The sequence below is a fragment of the Pseudomonas lopnurensis genome, from assembly GCF_015070855.1.
Taxonomy (GTDB): domain Bacteria; phylum Pseudomonadota; class Gammaproteobacteria; order Pseudomonadales; family Pseudomonadaceae; genus Stutzerimonas; species Stutzerimonas lopnurensis.
Window position 1 is genome coordinate 35,029 of sequence record NZ_JADDIX010000008.1, and the last position, 19,304, is coordinate 54,332.

At 55.5% G+C, this 19,304-nt stretch carries 21 protein-coding genes; 16 read left to right on the forward strand and 5 right to left on the reverse strand.

The window, feature by feature from the left end:
* The 6 genes from IN820_RS01400 to IN820_RS01425 all read left to right on the forward strand — a co-directional run bounded on the left by IN820_RS01400 (position 1) and on the right by IN820_RS01425 (position 5,711).
* Positions 1-525: a DotI/IcmL family type IV secretion protein gene (locus tag IN820_RS01400; RefSeq protein ID WP_193679263.1), complete on the forward strand. Its 525-nt coding sequence runs from the start codon at positions 1-3 to the stop codon at positions 523-525.
* A gap of 14 nt (positions 526-539) precedes the next feature.
* Positions 540-959 (forward strand): hypothetical protein, encoded by a 420-nt coding sequence (locus IN820_RS01405; protein ID WP_193679264.1) that lies wholly within the window; start codon positions 540-542, stop codon positions 957-959.
* Positions 960-1,339: 380 nt separating this feature from the next.
* On the forward strand, positions 1,340-1,531 hold the full coding sequence (locus IN820_RS01410; RefSeq protein ID WP_193679265.1) for a hypothetical protein: 192 nt from the start codon (positions 1,340-1,342) through the stop codon (positions 1,529-1,531).
* Positions 1,518-2,054: a hypothetical protein gene (locus IN820_RS01415; protein ID WP_193679266.1), complete on the forward strand. Its 537-nt coding sequence runs from the start codon at positions 1,518-1,520 to the stop codon at positions 2,052-2,054. The genes IN820_RS01410 and IN820_RS01415 overlap by 14 nt, the downstream gene beginning before the upstream one ends.
* Positions 2,047-4,239 (forward strand): hypothetical protein, encoded by a 2,193-nt coding sequence (locus IN820_RS01420; protein WP_193679267.1) that lies wholly within the window; start codon positions 2,047-2,049, stop codon positions 4,237-4,239. Before IN820_RS01415 ends, IN820_RS01420 begins: the two co-directional genes overlap by 8 nt.
* Before the next feature lie 242 nt (positions 4,240-4,481).
* Positions 4,482-5,711, forward strand: a complete 1,230-nt coding sequence (locus tag IN820_RS01425; RefSeq protein WP_193679268.1) for a hypothetical protein — start codon at positions 4,482-4,484, stop codon at positions 5,709-5,711.
* A 590-nt stretch (positions 5,712-6,301) separates the two neighbouring features.
* Here IN820_RS01425 and IN820_RS01430 read toward each other — a convergent pair.
* Positions 6,302-6,850 carry an N-acetyltransferase gene (locus IN820_RS01430; protein ID WP_193679269.1) on the reverse strand — a complete coding sequence of 183 codons (549 nt, stop codon included), beginning with the start codon at positions 6,848-6,850 and terminating at the stop codon, positions 6,302-6,304.
* A gap of 178 nt (positions 6,851-7,028) precedes the next feature.
* Here IN820_RS01430 and IN820_RS01435 point away from each other — a divergent pair, with 178 nt between their 5' ends.
* The 5 genes from IN820_RS01435 to IN820_RS01455 all read left to right on the forward strand — a co-directional run bounded on the left by IN820_RS01435 (position 7,029) and on the right by IN820_RS01455 (position 10,269).
* The gene (locus tag IN820_RS01435) at positions 7,029-7,445 is read left to right on the forward strand and encodes a hypothetical protein (RefSeq protein ID WP_235989043.1); all 417 of its coding nucleotides are present in this window, start codon (positions 7,029-7,031) and stop codon (positions 7,443-7,445) included.
* A gap of 234 nt (positions 7,446-7,679) precedes the next feature.
* The gene (locus tag IN820_RS01440) at positions 7,680-8,306 is read left to right on the forward strand and encodes a hypothetical protein (protein ID WP_193679270.1); all 627 of its coding nucleotides are present in this window, start codon (positions 7,680-7,682) and stop codon (positions 8,304-8,306) included.
* 92 nt (positions 8,307-8,398) lie between these two features.
* On the forward strand, positions 8,399-8,719 hold the full coding sequence (locus IN820_RS01445; protein WP_193679271.1) for a hypothetical protein: 321 nt from the start codon (positions 8,399-8,401) through the stop codon (positions 8,717-8,719).
* A 28-nt stretch (positions 8,720-8,747) separates the two neighbouring features.
* Complete coding sequence (locus IN820_RS01450) at positions 8,748-8,987, forward strand: hypothetical protein (protein WP_193679272.1); 240 nt, start codon at positions 8,748-8,750, stop codon at positions 8,985-8,987.
* A gap of 130 nt (positions 8,988-9,117) precedes the next feature.
* Positions 9,118-10,269, forward strand: a complete 1,152-nt coding sequence (locus tag IN820_RS01455; protein WP_193679273.1) for a hypothetical protein — start codon at positions 9,118-9,120, stop codon at positions 10,267-10,269.
* 48 nt (positions 10,270-10,317) lie between these two features.
* Here IN820_RS01455 and IN820_RS01460 read toward each other — a convergent pair whose 3' ends face one another.
* From IN820_RS01460 to IN820_RS01475, 4 genes are read right to left on the reverse strand one after another with little or no spacing between them, the layout of a single operon-like run.
* A complete protein-coding gene (locus IN820_RS01460; protein WP_193679274.1) occupies positions 10,318-10,824 on the reverse strand; it encodes a hypothetical protein in 507 nt (168 codons plus the stop codon).
* Positions 10,825-10,854: 30 nt separating this feature from the next.
* Positions 10,855-11,466: a hypothetical protein gene (locus IN820_RS01465; RefSeq protein ID WP_193679275.1), complete on the reverse strand. Its 612-nt coding sequence runs from the start codon at positions 11,464-11,466 to the stop codon at positions 10,855-10,857.
* Positions 11,463-12,254, reverse strand: coding sequence for a hypothetical protein (locus tag IN820_RS01470; protein ID WP_193679276.1), 792 nt, complete (start codon positions 12,252-12,254; stop codon positions 11,463-11,465). The genes IN820_RS01465 and IN820_RS01470 overlap by 4 nt, the downstream gene beginning before the upstream one ends.
* A gap of 9 nt (positions 12,255-12,263) precedes the next feature.
* Complete coding sequence (locus tag IN820_RS01475; protein ID WP_193679277.1) at positions 12,264-12,764, reverse strand: hypothetical protein; 501 nt, start codon at positions 12,762-12,764, stop codon at positions 12,264-12,266.
* A 315-nt stretch (positions 12,765-13,079) separates the two neighbouring features.
* On the opposite strand from IN820_RS01475, the gene IN820_RS01480 reads away from it, so the two are divergent.
* The 5 genes from IN820_RS01480 to IN820_RS01500 all read left to right on the forward strand — a co-directional run bounded on the left by IN820_RS01480 (position 13,080) and on the right by IN820_RS01500 (position 19,028).
* Positions 13,080-13,421: a hypothetical protein gene (locus tag IN820_RS01480; RefSeq protein ID WP_193679278.1), complete on the forward strand. Its 342-nt coding sequence runs from the start codon at positions 13,080-13,082 to the stop codon at positions 13,419-13,421.
* Positions 13,421-17,503, forward strand: a complete 4,083-nt coding sequence (gene mobF / locus IN820_RS01485) for a MobF family relaxase (RefSeq protein ID WP_193679279.1) — start codon at positions 13,421-13,423, stop codon at positions 17,501-17,503. The genes IN820_RS01480 and mobF overlap by 1 nt, the downstream gene beginning before the upstream one ends.
* A gap of 169 nt (positions 17,504-17,672) precedes the next feature.
* Positions 17,673-18,377, forward strand: coding sequence for a hypothetical protein (locus IN820_RS01490; protein WP_193679280.1), 705 nt, complete (start codon positions 17,673-17,675; stop codon positions 18,375-18,377).
* On the forward strand, positions 18,370-18,783 hold the full coding sequence (locus IN820_RS01495) for a hypothetical protein (protein WP_193679281.1): 414 nt from the start codon (positions 18,370-18,372) through the stop codon (positions 18,781-18,783). Before IN820_RS01490 ends, IN820_RS01495 begins: the two co-directional genes overlap by 8 nt.
* Complete coding sequence (locus tag IN820_RS01500; RefSeq protein WP_193679282.1) at positions 18,780-19,028, forward strand: hypothetical protein; 249 nt, start codon at positions 18,780-18,782, stop codon at positions 19,026-19,028. The genes IN820_RS01495 and IN820_RS01500 overlap by 4 nt, the downstream gene beginning before the upstream one ends.
* The last annotated feature ends 276 nt before the right edge of the window (positions 19,029-19,304 follow it).

The window sequence follows — 19,304 nt, forward strand, 5'->3', positions numbered from 1 at the left end:
ATGAATCGATTGAAAGTAGCTCTGGCTGCCGTGGCGATCCTGCTGACCACCGCCCAAGCCGAGGCGGCGAGCGACAAGCCGAAGCCAGAGCCTCATCCGCTCCCGCTGCTGAAGTTCAGCCGTGACTGTGTAGCGAAGGCCTTTGAGCTGAACTACGGAGCGTATCAGCGTCAGCTGCAGGATTTCCATGTGGCGTGCATGACTGATAGAGCTTTCATCGACTGGCGATCGAGCCTTGAACGAGTTGGGATCATGGATCAACTCAAGACTGCTAAAGGTGGACTCGTCCTTTCTGCAAATGTTGGTGCCGGTCAGGTACTGCATGAGGAAGTGAGAGCTATTGGAAATAACAGAGACTGGCGACGCTACACCGCTACCGTGCGAACCCCGGTAGCGATAGTTTTCAACGGTAACGCTGATCGAGCTCAGAGAGGGTTCGTTGAGACGGATGTTATCCGCGTGAGACAAAACGACAGAATTGTTGGATACGCAATACACGCGATCCGCTTGAGCATCAAGAATTAAAAAGGACTGACATCATGAAAAGCAAAATTGCCTTGGTAGTTCTGGTTCTTACCGCCCTGATTGGTTGTAGTGAGTCGACAGGAAATAAAGTCATGCCGAAAGCAGCCACCACTGACGCTGTTTACAGCGAGAAAGCGTCCAAGTACCTGGAGGAAGCGATTGGTACCCCGAAAGCTGACCGCATCGAACTGACTTTCTGGTATGAGGAAAGTAACCCTGACACAGGCTATCTGTCGCTTGTGGTGGATGGTGTCGAGAAGATTCGTCCGATCGATAATATCGGTGGGTACAGTGCTGCAACCTCTAAAGGGTTTAAGTTTATTTATGAAGCTGGAGTATGGAAGGCTTACGTGGCAGAAGATGAAACCAAAACACACGGCGAGCACCCACAAGAATTTTTCAATAAAACGACGGGAATACTTCGTAAATACTAGATTGAGGCTGTTCTCAAAGCCCCTTGCGAGGGGCTTTTTTGTGGGCGATAGGTAGAGTTAATTAAGTTTATAGGGTTCGGTTCGAGATTATTCGTTATTCGTTGATTTTTTATGTTCGCGTAATTGCAAAAGCATTTTGTGTTTTAGGGAAATGCAATTAGATGTACGGGAAGGAGGGGCTTACTATCTGGTTGTTGGTTAATTCTAAGTGTGTTCGGAGCTTTTATTTATGTCGCTACCAGATATGCAGCGCGCACTTGCAGCCTTACGCGAGATTCAGGTTAAAGCTGTAGAGCTTCCACCGAGTTGCGAGCATGACGCGCATGTCATTGCAGCTCTCGCAGTCACAGTTGAAAAGATACTGAGCCGGGAGATTCAAGATGCTGCTTAAAGACGCCCAAGTAAAAATTCCCCGGGCCATCGGCATTGGTTTGATTATTTATTTCGGTCTTGTTGTGCCTGGGCGCGAAGTAGCCAATCGTGTCGATCCGGTTCAACACGTTAAAGCAGTTGAATCTGAAACCCCTGTTCCTCCCGTTTACTCTCCCGAGGTGACTCATGAGCAAAATTAAAACTGTCGCAGCTTATTTGACAGGCTACGCACAAACTAAGAACGCTGTTCGTGAAGTTAAAACTTCGGTCAGCCTTCCAATCAATTTTCTGCGCGGCCTCTGGAGGCGAGTTCAGGAAGTTCGACGTGAAGCCGCGGAGGCTAACGCGCTGGCAAAACAGGATGACAAAGGCTTGTGGGATGAAATGTGCCGTGAGTACGAAATCACGACTGAGAGCGTGCGGAGAAAGTACAAGAGTGCACTTTTCACAAATTTGCTTCTCGTGCTCGGTATTGGCTTGATTGTAGGTAATCTGCTGTCGAATCTTGATGCAGGTTCAATGGTTATTGTCGCAAATGTTATTTTTCTTAACTTCTTGCTGATGCTCCTTTTTCAAAATGCCTATCGCTTGAACATGGCATACACACAGTCAGCTCCTCCTGTTATGCAGTTCTTGAAGAGCACTTTGAAAAATCCGTCATTATTAATTGGCCGCACGTTGCCGGACGATTACAAGGTTCGCCTGGAGGCTTCCAATGAATAGCTTTTCTCAGCTTGTCCTCTCTTGGATGTTCGGCAGATGGATTTTTGATGGCTCCCAAGCTGAAGCTATCTCCGACAACATATCTGACGTAACCCCCTTAACTATCTTCGCCGCAGCATTCTCGCAACTGGGTTTGTTGATGTTTGGCGTGCTTGCCTCATGGGCAATGTTCTTGGGAATCTTTCGTCTGAAGAACAACGGTAACTTCTTCGGGGCGAAAGATGGTAACGAGGCATTCTTCTACCCGCTGCGAGTTGTGGTCGCGTTGATCCTTGTCGCGCCAGTTGTTCCTGTTTCGAGTGCTGGGGGGGTGGCTATCACCCTGACAACTGGTCATGCCCTTGTCGGCGGCGTTTCAAAAATGGCTGCCGAGTTCGGTGACACCATGCAGCACGATGCTTTTGAGTTGATGCACCGCCATAACCTTTTCAACGATCCGAAATTCCGCGTCGACGTTGATCCAGGTGTTGCCCTAGACATGCTCAACAGCTGGAAGCTGGCAGCTGCCCAACTTGCGGGCTTTGCTGTTTTCCAGGATCCAAGTGAAGAAAAAATCGTTGCTGGCCTCACGGGTGAACAGCTCGCTCTGGTAGCTCTGCGAAACCGCTGGAATGAGGTTTACGGCAATGCTCACCCTGCAGGCGCTGGCGAGTTGCAAGCGGCTGAGGATTTTCTCAGTGTTGCTGGCCGATCGTTGCCGATCCCGCTAATTGCTCCTACAGACGCGCTTGCTCGTTCAGTGACACTCGGCGCTAACGGACTGATCGACTCCGACGCCGTTGACGAGACTATCGGTCGTGAACTCGAAACCGAGGGATGGTTTTGCCAATTGGGCTGGATGAGTTCAATGACGTGCTCTGACGAGTTTGCTCAGGTCAAAGCGAATAACGTCGCTTCAATTGAAGCGGGCATTGCGGCTGCACAGCGTCAAATTTGGACTCAACTTGTTTCTCATGCCTTGAATTATGCGAAGTCGGTTCAAGACGGTGGCGTTACTCAAGCAGAGCATAAAGAGTATTTCGAAAAGTCTATTAACTGGACTGCTCAGACTGCTGATTGGTACAGCAAAACTGTTGAAGCCACCATTGCAAATACCCTGGCGGGAGACCAGGCAGAGCGTGCTGAACCATATTTCGATGAAGTGAAGAGTTGGGGCTGGATGCTCGGCGGTACATTCGTTTTGCGAGCTGCAAGCGACTTTAGCCGTGCCGCAAGCTATGCGGAGGGTGCAACAAGCAAAATGATGCCGAAATCGTCACTGTCGGCACTAACCGGCGGTGAAGTGCTATCGAAAGTCGTTGAACAAGAAACCCTTGCTCAAATTCAACCCGGTAATACTGGAAGCACCACAAAGTCGCTGTTAGCCCGTGTATTCAGTTTGGATATTCTGAAAGAAACGACTGGTCCAAGCATTCAGAACATTCACACAATCGCCGCATGGGGCCGGTCGCTGGTCGGTACTGGTATCGGCTTTTTCGCTGGTGGAACAATCGCCCAGTACATTCCAGGGCTTAAATCGCTTACTGACGGGACTCTGCCAAAGTCTATCGGCGGTGTCATGATCATTGCCGGCGGGATCCTTGGCTACGTCATGCCACTGTTGTTCGCGGTTTATGGTCTGATGGGCGCGATCAGTTGGTTGGTCGCCGTGGCTACCACGTTCTTCGGGGTGACGCTCTGGAGCGCTGGTTTCGCGGCTCCAAAGGGTGAAGAGCACACGTCTCAGATGTCGGCCAAGGGGTGGAACGCACTTATTTTCATTGGCCTTTACCCGGCCCTAGCCGTTGGTGGCTTGGCCGCTGCGATCGTGATCAGTGCCATCGGTCTGGCGATGGTGCAGGCCCTAGCCATGGGGCTATGGGGTATGTTTGATCCAGGTACTGCGGAAGTTGGTCGGCCCTTGGAAAGCCTCGGCGGGATCCTGATTGGCGGTTTGCTGCTGGTAGTGGTGATCATTCTGCTGAGCTGGAATGTCGTCGTCACCTCGGCCCAGTTGATCACTACGTTCCCGCGTACCGTGCTTAACATGATTTCGTTCTCCGAACCGGGCCTGAACCCCTACGAGAACGCACCTCAAAACTTGATGGGTGGTTTGTCGACAAGTGCGCGCCAGGTACTGACCGGCGCGATCAGCAGGGCGGTAGCTCCGTCTCGCAATCCGAACCCGCCGCAGGGTGGGGGATAAGCCGGGCTCTGTACGAAAAGTCGGTGCGAGCAGAAGCGCTGCCATGATTGGTTGGAGGTCCACATGGCAGGCGCTACGAACCTTATAGCAGACTTACAGTTGATTTCAGGCGCTTACCTAGCTTAGGATTTTTCTAGGTGACGGCTCTACCCTCAACTGGAATCGATCGATTCCGAGCCAGATGAAATCAGTCGCGATTGCGGCCCATCTGACCCTGCTCGATCAATTTATTGAGGTTTACAATGCAAAAAGCTTACGTCACCCCTCGCCTTTTTGACTCTGAAGTCATGAATGGCTCAGAGAAGCGCCTTCGTACGCTCCTTGAGGCAAATTACTCGAAATTCCGTTTTCTCACTTTGTTCGAGCAGAAGCTCAGCGAAGACGAGCATGAGCAGCGGAAAGCTCAAGGCAAAGCCGGAAAAAAAGTGCTGCCCGCGACCAAAACTATCGTGGCCGCAACCCTCGGCTGTGAGCTTTTCAGGGACTTGCCAAAACTCGCTATCCCTGTGGATGAGCACTTGGGGTTCGCCGAGCTTGATCAGCGGCGTGAGCAGCAAGCCTCCATGCTGAACGCCTTCATCTCGGAAAAGTCTTCAGCCCTCGGCTTGGTACCACCCTCGCCCCTGGACTCGCACTGCCGCGAGTTCATCGACATGTGGCAACCCACTACACGTACTTACGATGAGCTTGCACACACCATTCATCGTGCCTTGAAAGCCAAAAGCGCTGGTGAGCTTCCTGAGTGGTTCAGTCGTTTGTCCCCCCAGTTGGAGGACGCGAGCTTGGGCTCTGAAGTACTGCCCAAGGCGGTGGTGTATGAGGCGCTCGCACTGTTGAAGGTCGGGGATGAGGCCTCCCTGACTCCGAACATCTGGAACACGCTCGCCTGGCCGGTGATGCGTGAGAATCTGGGCATAGCTGCCATCTCGTTGGCCAACTCCGAGGAGTTCTCGAAGACGAGCCGTGCCGCCAACATCCTGGAGCTAGTGTGGGAGAGCGGGGTCATCTATGCCGGCGTCCAGCTGGCACGGATGTATCAGCACGTGCTTGCACCGAACCGGCTTAGCCTGCAACGAGCTGAAGAGGTCATCGACCAGGTTTTGAAGCAGTACGAGGCGTCCCCTAATCGCGCGGGGATCTTCACGACCGCTGAGTCCCATGCGGAACTATTCCAGACCTATAACATCATCAAGATCAATGCCCTGCGCGAGGCTCAAGATCCTCATAAGGTCTTCCAGCTGACCAGGCAAATCCTTGCTGCCGGTACCTATGCCGCGCGGCTTGGTTTCGAAGGCTTCGCAGCATGCGTGATGTCCATTCTGGCACCTGAGCTTCCAGCGCTTCAAGGTCAGGGAAACGAGGAGCTTTTCGCTTTGCGCGAGAAGATATCTCGGTATCCCCAAGCAGAAGCTTTCTGTCAGGCCTCGGCTGAACTTGCCCTGGCAAACCGCCGACAGGCGTCCTACCGCTAAAGCTGGGCATCCTGGGTAACCAGGAAACCAGCCCACCACCGTATACGCACTTCGTTCAGCGGGTTTCCTCCGAAGCTCGCTCTTCGAAGCTCGACTTATGCTCGGATCAAAAGGTTCACCAAATGACAGCTTCAATTTGCGACGTATGCCGCGGTCGTGGCGGCCCAATCGAAATCGAATGCCCAGACTGCGCTGGAACAGGGTATGACCCAACGGACGACAAGCCCTTCGCTCAATGCCATACATGTTATGGCGATCAGACCATAGACGTCGACGAGTGCACGAACTGCGGCGGCACCGGGGAAGTGGATGCCGACGAAGCCTGATAGTTGAAAGCGGATCTACAACCCTGGGGAAGGTTAAAACAAAGACCTCCAGAGGGTGGTGCTCCCTGGCACCACCCTCTGGGGCCACTGCTTACCAATCAAGCACCTGAGCCCGTCTGCTAGTTGCAGGTGCAGTTCTGGGTTCAGGTGCTGGAAGAGTTACTTCCTTTGGTTCAACCCCGGCTCTGGCTCGACTGGAGCCGACTCAGGTATACCGGGCGCTACCTCCATTCATTCAGGAAGCTTTTGACCACGAGAAGTTATTCATGAACCGTACCTGGTCTTCATCTCGGCCTCGATGGCCGGCCATTCAGGGGATGTCTTTAGTTCTCGAATCAGGCGTTCGTGCTCAGGCTCCGGTACCAGATGCATCCAGCGCTGCTGTTCGGCGTCGTGGTCAGAGGTGCGAATGTCGCGTGTGAGTTCGGCACCGGCTCCGGCAAATCGCTTGCGCACCTTGGCCCAAAACTCGATGGAGGTTCCGACCTCGTGCATTGGGGTCAGTGGTACCTGGTATTGGGACCAAAGCCGCCAGAGCGCGGTCAGACCGATGCCGCACCGTCGATGCGCTGAGCTGATATGGAGATCGCTGATGTACACCCGGTCATCGAGCGGGCTCACACCGTAATTGATCCGACCCACCCGTTGGCCATCAAGCTGGATCACCGCGGAGATATCTGGTCCCGGAAAAACGAAGTGGCCCCGTAGAGATTCGGAGCGCTCGACCACCAACTGGACGGTCGATGCATGTTCGGTCAGCTGGGTCGCTCGGCGCCGATGGAAGAAGTCGCGAAGGGGATCAAAAACGGTCATGCACCCGCCCTAGCACAAAGTGGTGGTAGAGGATTTTATCGAGAATTTTCGAGCCGGCTACGAATTGAGCGGGGCAGTGTGGGCCAGTACCATCCAGGTAATGAAACCTCACCTCACCGATCTACTTCTCGATCACATCGAGAGCACTGTCCCGGTTCTGCAGATCGGTCGAGATCGAATGACTTACTATCCTGGCTCGGCGTTCGCCGGCCTGGCCAACAATGCGTACTTCCAATCATGGCGAGCATGGCCATCGATAGCACCCAGCGGCTCGCAGTGGTTTGCGATCCACCTGGATGCTATCGGGATCTTCTGGGCTGTCGACTATGTAATCTGGGGGAAGCGATGCGCTTTCGTCTCAACCACCGAACACTGTTTCTATTGGCCTGACGGTAAACCCGGGCTGGCCGAGAAGGTGCTGCGCCCCCTATATCTCGACTGGATGCTCAGAGGGGCTCTGGCCGCAGAGTACGGCCCTGACTACCTTCCAGGCCTTTCATCAGATCCGGTGCTACTGAGCGAATACGACGAGCACCTTGAGGATATGGCCTTGCTTCTAGCGTCGTACGCAATCGAGGAAAGGCCTCAATCCTGAAACCATATCTGCAAAGGCTAAGCAGACAGTAGATTCACGTGTAGTAAATGTCCTGAGCCTTAAGGTGGGTATTCTTCTTGCCCTCGCTGATTCATCTCTCTATCGTATTGCCAGGCACCCGGTAGGTGCCCGCCGTCCACAGTGGCAAAGCCAAAGCACTACCGTGACTGTACCAAACCGCCCTGTATTGGGATCTCGTAGTGGACACCAGGTCCAGCCCTTGGAGGCTGATGCATGCAACATACCCTCACTTTCGCTGACATCCAGAACGTCAAGCGTCACGCTAAACACCTCAAGCACACATACCCGGAACTGCCGCATGCGAAGCGCCTCGACATCGCTGCCGCAGAGCTTGCACGTGTGCGCAACTACCACGAGCTTAACCGTCAATTCGACGAGGTAATCAACCGGGATGTTGATATGCCAGGATCGAACAGTGTCAGCCATTGTCGGTACTGCGACTTTCGTTTCGCGGCGGATCACAAGCCGGATCTGAAAGAGCACCGCGATCTGCACGAGCGCTTCATGGAGGTACATGAAAAACTGGGTTACCGGCCTGGAACCTACGCCGAGCGCGAGCGGATGAAGAAGGACGGTTACCAGCAAGCTAACCATGCAGAGCAAGTCGAAGACCGCGTTGCGGGTCTTCTCATGATCACCCGAGGCTGGTTCGACAGGTCATTCCACGATGCAGTTTCGGACGGCTACTGGGCCAAGCACCCGTCGTTTGAAGAGTACACGGCCATGATGGTCCCCCACCTGGAGACTATTTATCCCGCTCTTGCAGCAATCGTTGCCGAGCGCTACGGCCGGACGCCCGGGGTTATTCCCAAGGGCAACACCTACTGGCCGGCCCGCTGAGATACCCATGGAAATGCCCGGCAAGTAAAACCTTGCCGGGCTTTGTTAGTATTTTGCCGGAGTTTCCGATTTAAGAACTTAAGGAGTCAGAGTTGGTTACGTATCCTGTCCATGTACGTCGAGATACTTATCGTGGCTCGAATGCAAAGAAGCAAGCTAAGGCAGCGGAAACGAATCGCTATGCTTCTCGCATCGAACAAGCAGCAAATAGACTTATCCAGGCCCAGCAGGAAGCTATACGCTCTTACCACTGGATGGAAATCAGCGAAGAGTCCGATGTTCCTTATGAGATTGTCAGGGATCTAGGATTTAGTATTGACTGCGGCTCAAATGGATTTACTGCTATTCGACCAGGGTTATCCAACGAGGATTATCAGAAAGCAATGCGAGGCGAGCCAGCTTGTGATGCTTAAAGAGCATTGCTCTCAGCCAGGAGTAGAAATGAAAATCGAGTTTTCTCTAGAAATTGGCGTTGATGTTATCGACATTCCGACGATGGATGAGCTGTCGAGGGAGCAATATGTTGAGTACATCGATAATAGTTTATTTTGGGTGGATCACCATGATGTGCTTCGTGCCACACATGGGGAATATCCGATTGCCACTTCACCTCAGCAGATAGATGACCTAGTCGAGTATCTAAAGAGTGTGGCACACAGGATGAGGGCTGCTGGGAAATAAAGAAACGACAGACGATTTGACGTTTGCGCTTAAGGCTATGTTCCGTCGATCAGGCTGCGATGGAGTGTTTCGAGGGAATTAGGCTAGAGGATTAGGGATGGTAATGGCTCGGCTGGACGGAGCGAAGCTCGTGGATCAGGTGGTCAGTGATCTGGCTGTACCTGGTATGACACCAGTGCTGGCTATTGAACGTGCCCTAGAGACTCATCTGTACCAAGTGTTTTCTGATGCATTCTCCAGCATTCTCATCAAACCGCCCAAGGTGAAGTTTCACTCAATGTATTTCAAGCGGCGATACGCTTCGTTGCCAGAGCTGCTGAAATCTGGGTACGAAACTTGGTATTCGGAAATCACATTGGCTACCAAGCCAGTCAACAGCTTTGAAGAAATTGATCTTTGCTCGATAGGCATCGAGTTAGTGCCGATTGACTATGGCTGGGGAGTCTCACGAATCTCACAGCTTAAGAAAAAAGAACTGAAGAAACAGACGAATCATGTGTTGCGAATCAATCACATCAGAGTTGGCGTCGAGGTGATTCAAGTAATATTGGATCGGTTAGTTAATAGCACGCTGTCTCAGCCCTTAATCGCAAATTTTGATCCCTTAGCAGGCTCTTGGAGCCACCGCATTGTTTCATTCAATCATATGCTGTCCGGTCAGCGCATACTTTGTGAGTGTGCTAGGCCTTTTCATAGTGCAGCTGTAGCGACTTGTGAAAATGAAGGAAACCATGCTCGCGCTTTACGTGAGTATCTCGCTCAGTGCGACTACAAAGCGAGTTTGTGTCATCTGTGTGTGGCTCGGATATCTCCTGAGGATGAGAGATACGGATCGAGCATTGAGACCAATTTTAAGGCTTACGTTGACCAAGTAATGTTTGATCTTCGGGTTGACAGTAGAACGGCGCAAGCAGAGGTCATGAATGTCTTAGGTTTAAGCCGCTGGCAGCGAGAGTCAGCTCTCTATGGGCTTGTTCGCGACCTATTTCCAGACAACCAAGTCCTGCGGGAAGCATCTCCCGAATGGCTTGGAAGGATGCGAATCGATATCTATCTCCCAGAGCTCAAATTGGCAATTGAGCATCAGGGTGAACAGCACTACAGGCCCATTGCTGTCTTTGGGGGGGAAGAGGCGTACCGACGGGTCGTTGAGCGAGATGAGTTAAAGAGGAGGCTATGTACTGAAAATGGAGTTGATGTTGTGGATTTTAGATTCGACGCACCTATAACTAAGGTTTCTATTAAAAATCGATTGCGCAGATATCTAGTAACAGCAGAGTGACAAGGCATCAATCTGGATAAGTTAGAGTCGGGCTCGCGCGATTAAGAATCACTCTTTAATTTGGATGCCTGCTGAGTTTCCTTTCGCTGCTTTTGCAGCAACAAATCCAGCAGTTTCTATTTCTAGTGCCCGACCTGCATCAGCAATTTTTGATCTAGTCTCTGCGTTTCGCACGCGTTGTTCAAAATGCACCAAGTTGGGCATCCGACCGGTTGCTTGCACCTGCCTCAGATCTGAGTTCATGGCGTCCATAAAGGTGTTTACTTCCGGGAAGAGTTTAATGCTGTCATCTGCCGCCGGATTTCCGGCCATGATACGAAGAGACCGATTTTCAGCTTCGAGCAGCGCAATTCTATAGGTGGCCGCGATTAATCCGATATACATCGTGACCTGGCTTGGTTGCTCTAGATTATACATGCCGAGCAGACCTTCTAGTTGGTATGTACTCGCCTGACCAATAAAAATTTTGGCAAGCTCTGCTGCAGTTTCATTGGTATTAATCAATGGGCGTTTCTTTTTGGTGTGCGCGCGGCAAACTTCGTCATGATTGCTCATGCAAATTCCTTGTGCGTTCGTGGATCGGGTTTAGTAAGAGGTCAGAAAGTCTTGAATCTGAGGGGCTAGATAGAGCATGGACAGCACGGCTCCAAGGATCACACCTGTAACAAAGTTCGTTAGATGCCACTTACCTGCTGCCTTCAATAGCTCGGCAGATCGAGCATTCAGAAGACTTATTTGGTTGTTCAGTGCCGAGTTTTGCTGACGAGCTGCAGTCAACTCCTTTGCCGTCTTTTCCAGCTCAGTCGTGTCTATCCGCTTTTGCATTTCTGTGAGCGCATTTTCAACCGCATCTAGGCAACCAGTGGTCATTGCCGTCTCGTAAGCGACACGAAGGATTCGTGTCGCATCAGAAAGCAATGCGCGCTCAAGAGATTCCCGGAAAGCTTGGGACTCCTCTGGGCGAAGCAGTTGTCGTGGCAAAGCTTTTAGCTGCTCATGCAACTGTGCAGCATCAGCTAGGCGATCGGCGTATAGCCCGACGCTGTTACCAGCGGCACCAATTTTCGACGCTAGCGACTCCGTGAGCTCCAGCAGGCCGGGCTGCGTCCCCACGCCCTCAAGGCGTACAACTAGCGTTCGGAGCTCGTGTACCAGGTCGAAGATGCTCTGGATGCTGTCATCGCTCAGGGTGCTCATGCAGCCTCCTGGTCGGCTCCCCGGAGCTCGTCGAACTTGCCATGCAGTTGCTTGATCCAGGTGCTTGCTTCTTTCGCGATTGCTACTACCTCGACCAGCACCATACAGCGCCGTGCGTCTTTACCTTTCCCATCGCGATCAAGGATCAGGCTCTGCTCGCGGAGCTGGGCGATCAGAGCGTCTGCTCCGGCGGCGATTTCCAGCAACGTTTTCCCAAAGTTGCGCGACAGGCCATACCCTTCAACACCGGGCATGATGAGAACCGGTACATTGAGATCTTCGCCGAGGTCAAAAACGTCGCCGTACAGAGCGCGGATGCGACGGTCGTTAGGATCTTGGGTTTTGCGGCTTAGCCCATTAAGGACCAAAGCAATTTTTGCAGCAGGCTCATCTTCACGGATTCTGTTGATGGTCCGCTTGGCGTTTTCTACGTCCTGGCCTACGTCTTTGACCGGCACAAGGATCAGGTCGAACCGACCGAGCAGGCCGTTGCGGCCCATGGCGGTAAGCGCTGCCTCGGCGGTCTGGTTGCCGATATCCAGGACGAAAGATTTACCGGCGAACTCCTCAAACAGATCGAGGACGGCAAAGCTGGCATCACCGTCCACTACTATCTGACGCGATTCGATTTTCGAGCTTTTCATCCAGCGCGAGTCGACGTTCTGGTCGTCGAGCTCAATCAGCGTGCCAGTGCCCTCGCGATCTAGGAGATATGTCGTGGCCACCTGCTGGGCGATGGTGGATTTGCCTACGCCACCTTTGGTCGAGGTGCAGAGAATTCGAATCATGGGTTACTCCTACGTTGAGTGGTCTTTTCGCCCGAGCACCTGCTCGATGAGCGAGTTCACGTTTTCAGGTTTCGCCTGTTCCGCGGCGGCCGGTGCCTGTGTTGCAGGCAGGGTTTCAAATTGAGCGTCTGGGTATTGCTCTTCTCCGGAGTAAGGGTTGATGCCTTTCGACGATCCGATGGCCATACACTCGCGGTACTCTGCCGGGAGATGCTTTTTCAGGAAGGTGCGCAAGCTGTGGTAGCTGACCAGTACGCCTGCCTGTTCCAGTAGGTCGAGCATCTCTTTCAACGAAAGCCCCAGCAGCATCATGGATCTCAGCTCTGCCATTCGCGGTCGGAGCACACGAGTCGCGTGCCCACGAGTACGTGCGGAGTCCGTCCCTTCAAGGGCCTCTGCCTTCTTTTGCGCGATCAGGGCCCGTAGTCGGTCTGTCACCGCCTTTTCCTCCTCTGCCATCTCGCGCAGGTATGCATCGATGTTTTCTTCGTCTTCGGGGCGCTTGAGCATTAGGTTTCTCCTGTAAGTACAAAGGTACGCATCGATTTTATCGAGAATCTCTAAAGATTCCTGCGCGATGCCTCTATAGCTATCAGGATGCTTGCCTAACGTTGTCGCGTTTCTATAAAGATAGCAAAAGATAAAAATAGATCAATAGTATTGTGTTGATATTCTATAAAGATTGTGTAGTTTAGAGGCGGAGGCTTGAACACGGCTGCACTCGCTTCGCGAGGTGCTGCCGTGTAAGCCCGCGCCAATCGGGCACTTTGGGTGTGCAGGTGATTACTACAGGCGTAGTAGCGGCCCAGGCGGAGAGGGAAGGAGATGGCTTTCGAGCGACAAAACCACACGCAGACCATTCGCAGTGAGCGGTCCCGGCAGGCGTTCGAGCGCCTGGTGCGTGACGCCGGCGTGCCGAAATCAGGGGTCATGCAAGCGATTCTTGAGGCCGTACCGACCTCAGATCTGATCGCCCTCATGCGAGGCGAGTTGCGCCTACACGACGCCAAAACTGTCGGCCTGGATGCTGAAGCCGCTCTCGCGGTCCGCGCCGAAATCGAAAGCGCATTCTCCCTTCTGGGGGATCGGCTCGCGGACGCGAGTCGTATTGGCGCGCAGCGCGCGGTTGCCGAGGTTATGGCCGCGGCCCTGGGGGATGGCAACTGATGGCCATCTTCACCATCGACAAATTCGCGGGTGGCGACATCGCTGCCCGCGCCGCGTATTTCGAGCGCGGAGAGGGCCAAGTCCGGGACGACGCGAGTGAGCCGCGCAGCGGTGGCGAGGACTATTACCACGCTCCGGGTGCTGGAACCCTGGTCGCCGAGTACGCTGGCAGTGCCAGCGCAGCGCTGGGGCTAGGCGTCACCCCCCAGGACGGCGACTACGCAGCGCTCATGTCGGGCACTAACCCGCGCATGAGAGAGCGCTACGTTTCCGAACGTCGCCAAGGCGAACTGGATCGAGGCACTGGGCTAGCGGGCTACTCAACGAGTTTCAACGCTGACAAGACAATCTCGCTTTTATATGCCTCGCTGCCCCGCGAGGATCAGATGATTGTCGAGCGGGCAATGATGGAAGCCTCACGCAGCGTCTTCGACTACGCGGAGCGACAGGGCTATGTCGGCTATCGAACCGGAGCCGGCGGTTGTGATCGGCACAATGGCCGAATGGTCGCGGCGACCTACCTTCATTTCACAAATCGCAATCAGGAGCCGCATCTCCACGTTCACGCCGAAATCCCCAACGCTTGTCTCGGTGCCGATGGCAGATGGCGTCCGCTCGACGGTGGTGAGTTGTTCCGGCGGCAAACTGAGTTCGCGGCTCTTTTCGATTCCTACCTCGCCCGTGCTTTGCAGCGTGACCTGCCGCAGGTTGCTCGACACCTAGAAGTTGACCTGGAGCGCAACGGCTTGCGGGTGGCGGGGATCTCTCGCGAAACTGTCCTCCAATTTTCCACTCGCCGAATCGAAATCCTGCAGGCACTCGCCGAGATGGGGGCGAGCGGCGCCGACTCAGCCCGAGGTGCGGCGAAACGGACGAGGGAAGGCAAAAAGGAGAAAGACAGTGACGAGCTGCGCGCCGAATGGCGTGAGCAACTGGCGAATTTGCAGCAGGAGCTGCAGCGAGGAGACCTGACCCCTCAGACTAGGCTGTTTGCTGAGCAATTGGTTTTCCGGAACGCTTCAGTGTTCGGTGCTCCCGCCTTGGACCGTGCGGCAGCGCAGTTGTCGATCCTGCACGGCGGCGAGCAGGCTATTCCCTCGATCCGAGTCGGATTAGTCCAGCAACTCGGCGTGATCGAACTTCCGCCAGAAGAAGGTCGTCCTCGGGAGTTCACGACTGAGCCTTACCGCCAGCTTGAAGCGGAATTGCTCTCGTATGCTCACGCCGCACAGGTGTCTACGGAGCGCTTCGCCATTCCGGGTGAGCGCGTTTCTGCAGCGATTTCCCGCTTCGAGGACGAAAAGGGTTTCCGGATGCGTGAAGAGCAGCGCGCGGCTGTTCAGCACTGCGCTTCTGGCTCACGCTTTCAGATCCTCCAGGGGGCCGCCGGTACGGGGAAATCAGCCAGCCTGACCGCCCTGCGCCTCGCTTACGAGTCGAGCGGCAACCGAGTTATCGGTCTGGCCCCCTCGGGGGCAGCTGCCGCCGAGCTGGAAAACTCCGCGGGCATCAAGTCGAGGACAATCCATTCCCTGTTGATGCGCCTCGAAAACGACAACGAGAAATTTCGAGAGAAGCTACGGCCGACGGATGTGATCGTCTGCGATGAGGCCGGTCTGGCCGACTTGCGCACTCTGCACAAGCTCGCTGGGTATTGCGATGCGGCCGGCGCGAAATTGATTCTGGTCGGGGACGGCCGTCAGCTCGAAGCTGTCGGCTCGGCGTCAAGTCTGGACATGCTCACGCAAGAAGTTGGTTGCTCTGAGCTCATCGAAATCGCTCGTCAAAAAGACCCCGCCGACAGAGCAATCTCGCAGGCTTGGTTTGAAGGCCCAGCAGAACAGGGCGGCCTTGACGCCCTGAGCATGATGGTGAGCCGCGGCCTGCTGAAAATGCCGGCCGAAGGCATCAAAGATAAGCCGATCGACCTCATGATGCGCGATGCCCTGGAGGCTCGCGCGGCTGGCACTGAGTGGAAAAGTATTCTGCTCCTGGCCGACCGTAATCAGTCTGTTCGAGCCCTGAACTCCAAGGTGCGCGAGCACCGTTTTTCGACCGGCGAGCTGGATAGGGCCCAGCAACTTCGTGTGCCGGTCGAGACGGGCCGAGGCGATTACGCAGACCTCGACCTAGCCCCAGGCGACCGGATCATGCTGCGTAAGAACCAGAAGATTGATGGCGAACCCGCCTACAACGGTGATCGGGCCACCCTGACCGCTATTGAGCGCGTGCAGATCGACATCGACGAAAATGGCGAACCAGTCTACGACACCAGGCTCACCGCGCGCCTCGACCGCACCGGGACGGAAGTGAGCTGGCTTTTGTCGGAGTACGCCTCCCTTGACCACGCTTACGCGATGACCGTGCACAAGTCGCAGGGGCTGACCGTCGATCGCGCTTTCTACCTAACCTCGGACTCGACCGATCGACGCCTGGCTTACGTGGCCTTCACCCGTTCTCGCCAGGCCTGCGGCTTCTATATCGAGAACGACCAAGACGCGATTAACACGCTGGGCCGCAACACTGTGGCCTTCAGGTCCAAGCGCTGTGCGCTCGATGCTGACAAGGAATTCCGCGCGTTGATTCGCGCCAATGCCGAGGCCGGTTTGCACCCGGACAAGCCGATCCAGGCCCAACAGCCGAGCACAAAAGACCTGTTGGAGAAAACCGGCGAGCGCTTCCAGTATCCCGGCCAGCTGCAGGCCGAGCCGAAGAAGGCCCCGGAAATCAGCGTGATGCCCGCGACTCAGGCCGACCACGACTTAGCAGCCGCCCGGGGTTTTGCTGTCTCCGGTCTGATCGACCAGCCCGCAGACACCCGCCTCAAGCCCGGCAAGCCCTATGATCTACCAGCCGGTGCTGAGCGCGTTGCACTGCTCGCGGAGCCACTGCCGACGCAGCCGGTTGGGCAGAAAACTCACGATCTGACGCCGCTGGCTCCAGTGAGACCACGCAGGCTTTGGACTAAAGCTGAGCAGCAACGCGAGACCCAAGCGATCCGCGACGGCGTAGACCTGTGCGCCCACGCCGAGCGGTTGGGGTACGTCCAGGTGAGCGGATCGGGCGCCCGTGTCCGCATGAAAAACAAGGCGCTCGATAAGGCTGACCCCATGCACGAGATCACCCTCAAATCCAATGCGCGAGGCGAGCCGAGCTGGGTGGCGACAAAGGCAGGGAAGGGTTCAGGCGTCGGTGGCGACGTTTTTCACCTCCATCAGCACGCCACCGGCGCGAGCTTCCTCGAAACCCGTGATGAACTGCGGAAAATCGCCTTCGGACGCGACTTCGAATCCGGGATCAAGTACCAGGGGACGCCGACTGCGGAGCGTGCCGCCCTGGCCGGGCAGCGGCGCGAGCAGGAGGCGCTGCAGGCCGAGTTTCGCCGCGCTGCAGCATTCAAACAGTACAGGCAGACCACCGATCAGCCCAACGCCTTCCTTGCATCGCGCGGAATCTCCGAGCAGGCTCTCGCCGAAACGAAATGGCGCACTGACCGGCACGGAAGCGCCGTTTTTCCGCATGTTCGCGAAGACGGCAAATTCACTGGTTTCGAGCGTAAGCAGGATGGCCCAGCGCTTTTCTCGAAGAGCGAGCGGGGCATCTACATCGCCAATCCAAGTTGCGTGAACCCTGAACGAATCAAGGTCGCTGAGGGCGGGCTCGATGCCCTCAGCCTGTATCAACTCGACACCCCCGAGCAGCGCGCCCGCACGCTCTACGTCAGCTCTGGCGGGAACCCTGCCGACGATACCTCCCGCGCGCTGCGTGGCCTGGCCGACCGTACCGTTGCTCGGCAGGTCGATCTCGTTTATGACCAGGACGATGCAGGCACCCGGCATACCGAAGCATTGAAGCAACTGCTCGCTGAGCAAGCTCCCAACCTGCAGGTCGCTGACCGCCGGGAGGACTACAAAATGGCTGATGGAGAGGATCCAAACGATCTGCTCCGGCGACAGCAAAGCCAGCCGCAGCAGGCCGAGTCCGATCAGCAGGCCGAAGCCCCTCAGCCGCCGGTTGCACCGAAACCGGCGGCGGTGGAGGAGGAGACGCAGGAAACCCCAGCACAGAGGAGGTCAATGTAATGCCAACCCCAGGACTAACGGTGCGGCGGCTGCATCGCCGCTGCTCAATCAGATCGCCGACACCGGCTCAGGTCTATTCATCCACGCGCCTGCTGGCACCGCCCAGGCCATCGCAGAAGTCCTGCACGCCGTTGGACGGCCGGTCGCGATGTTGACCGAGGCGGACAGCATGCAACTGGCGATTGAGCAGATCGGCGATCAGCTCGGAACGGCGCCGGGGCATACGCTCTCGGCAACCCTGGAGGCGGCGAGCGCCCGTCTCCGCGCGCCGATCTATCTGCTGGTCGATCACACTGAACGATTTGAGCTGTCAGAAATCATCTACGCGCTGAAAGCCGCGCGAGATGCGCTGAACACATCGGCACTGTTCGGTCTGCGCGTTGCGTTTGTCGGGGCCGATAGGGATGCCCAGGCGCGGATGACCAGACTCCCGGCGGCAGCATTTTTCTGCGCCCAGATGGTGGATGCCAGCGCTGAGCAGCTGTCTGTTTACAGCCTCCAGGAGCGCGAGCGCTGGCGGCGCACTGCTCTGAGAGCCTTGAGCTCATTCGATCTCGCGGTGCGCCGAGCAGCTCTGCGCGAGCTGTCCGCCATCCTTCAGCAGGACCGAGAACGCCCGATCGGTGAAGCTGCGCATCTGTCGACAGGAGAAGTGCAAGCCCTTGTGCCGGTCACCGTTGTGGAGGGCTACATCCCATACGTGCGAGACATCGATATACCTGAGCCATGGGCTACCCGCTTTGCACTTGCCTCAATCGGTTCAACGCGCCAGCTCAATGGCTCGTATGTGTCCGACTGGCACAATTTCTTGAGCCTTTGGGACCAGGAGCATGCAAGGCTGGCCTCTGCTCTGGAGGATCTTGAGGATGTCTGATCAAGAGAATCTGCTCGCGCAGCAGATGCGGGATCTGCAGATTCATCGCCACGAAATCGAGCTGGCCCGGCTGAAATCGAGTGCCGGTGACCCCTTGGCTGCGCCATTTATGCGAGCCCTGGAGGCAATCACCGGTGCGGCAGAAATCGTCGAGGCCTACATCACGCCGGAGCCAATCGGCATCGGCCGTGAACCAGGCTGGAGCCTCGTAGCATTCAGCGAGCGCCCGGTGCCAATTGCTCTGCAGGTCGATCTGATCGTCGCAGCTCAGGAGGCCAGCGATAGCGGGATCATCACTATCGAAATCTTTTGTTGGTCGGAGCACGCTCAGGAGCTCGCTGAGGCGATGGTCACCGGCCTTCTCATCTGGCCAATGAGCGCTCCCCTGAACAAGGAAAAGCCATGACGCGCCGAATCACCTTGAATCTCGACCTGAACGAAAACGATCTCGACGCGCTGCAGACAGTGCTATCCAACCCTGCCGCAGTCGCAAAGGCGATTGCTCCGAGCGATCCCCGCGAGCAGATCCGAATTGTCGATGTGCTGGCTGAAATGGCCGGTGGAGTTGCGAAGGCGCTTGCTCATGCGATGGCTGATGCCATCGACAAGCAGATTACCTCTTCGGAGGAGAGACGGGGGCGGGCGACATGATAGATACGGCGAAAACTGATGCAGCTCTCAAAGCATGTCCTGCGAAAAAAACTAACCCCCTGGTGCGCAGTGCCGGCAGGCCGGTCCGAGGCGTGGGGGTTATTCTTGTCGGCTAGGGTATTGGGCTCGCGGACAGGCGTCAACTCGGAGTCTGCAAGCGCCTACGAAGCTCTATGTGGTCCACCTATGCACGGTGCATAGGTCACTGTAGCCCTCCTATTTGAACTCGACCTGATCAGTCATTGCTGGATTAAAGTAGTGGCTGCTGAGATCACT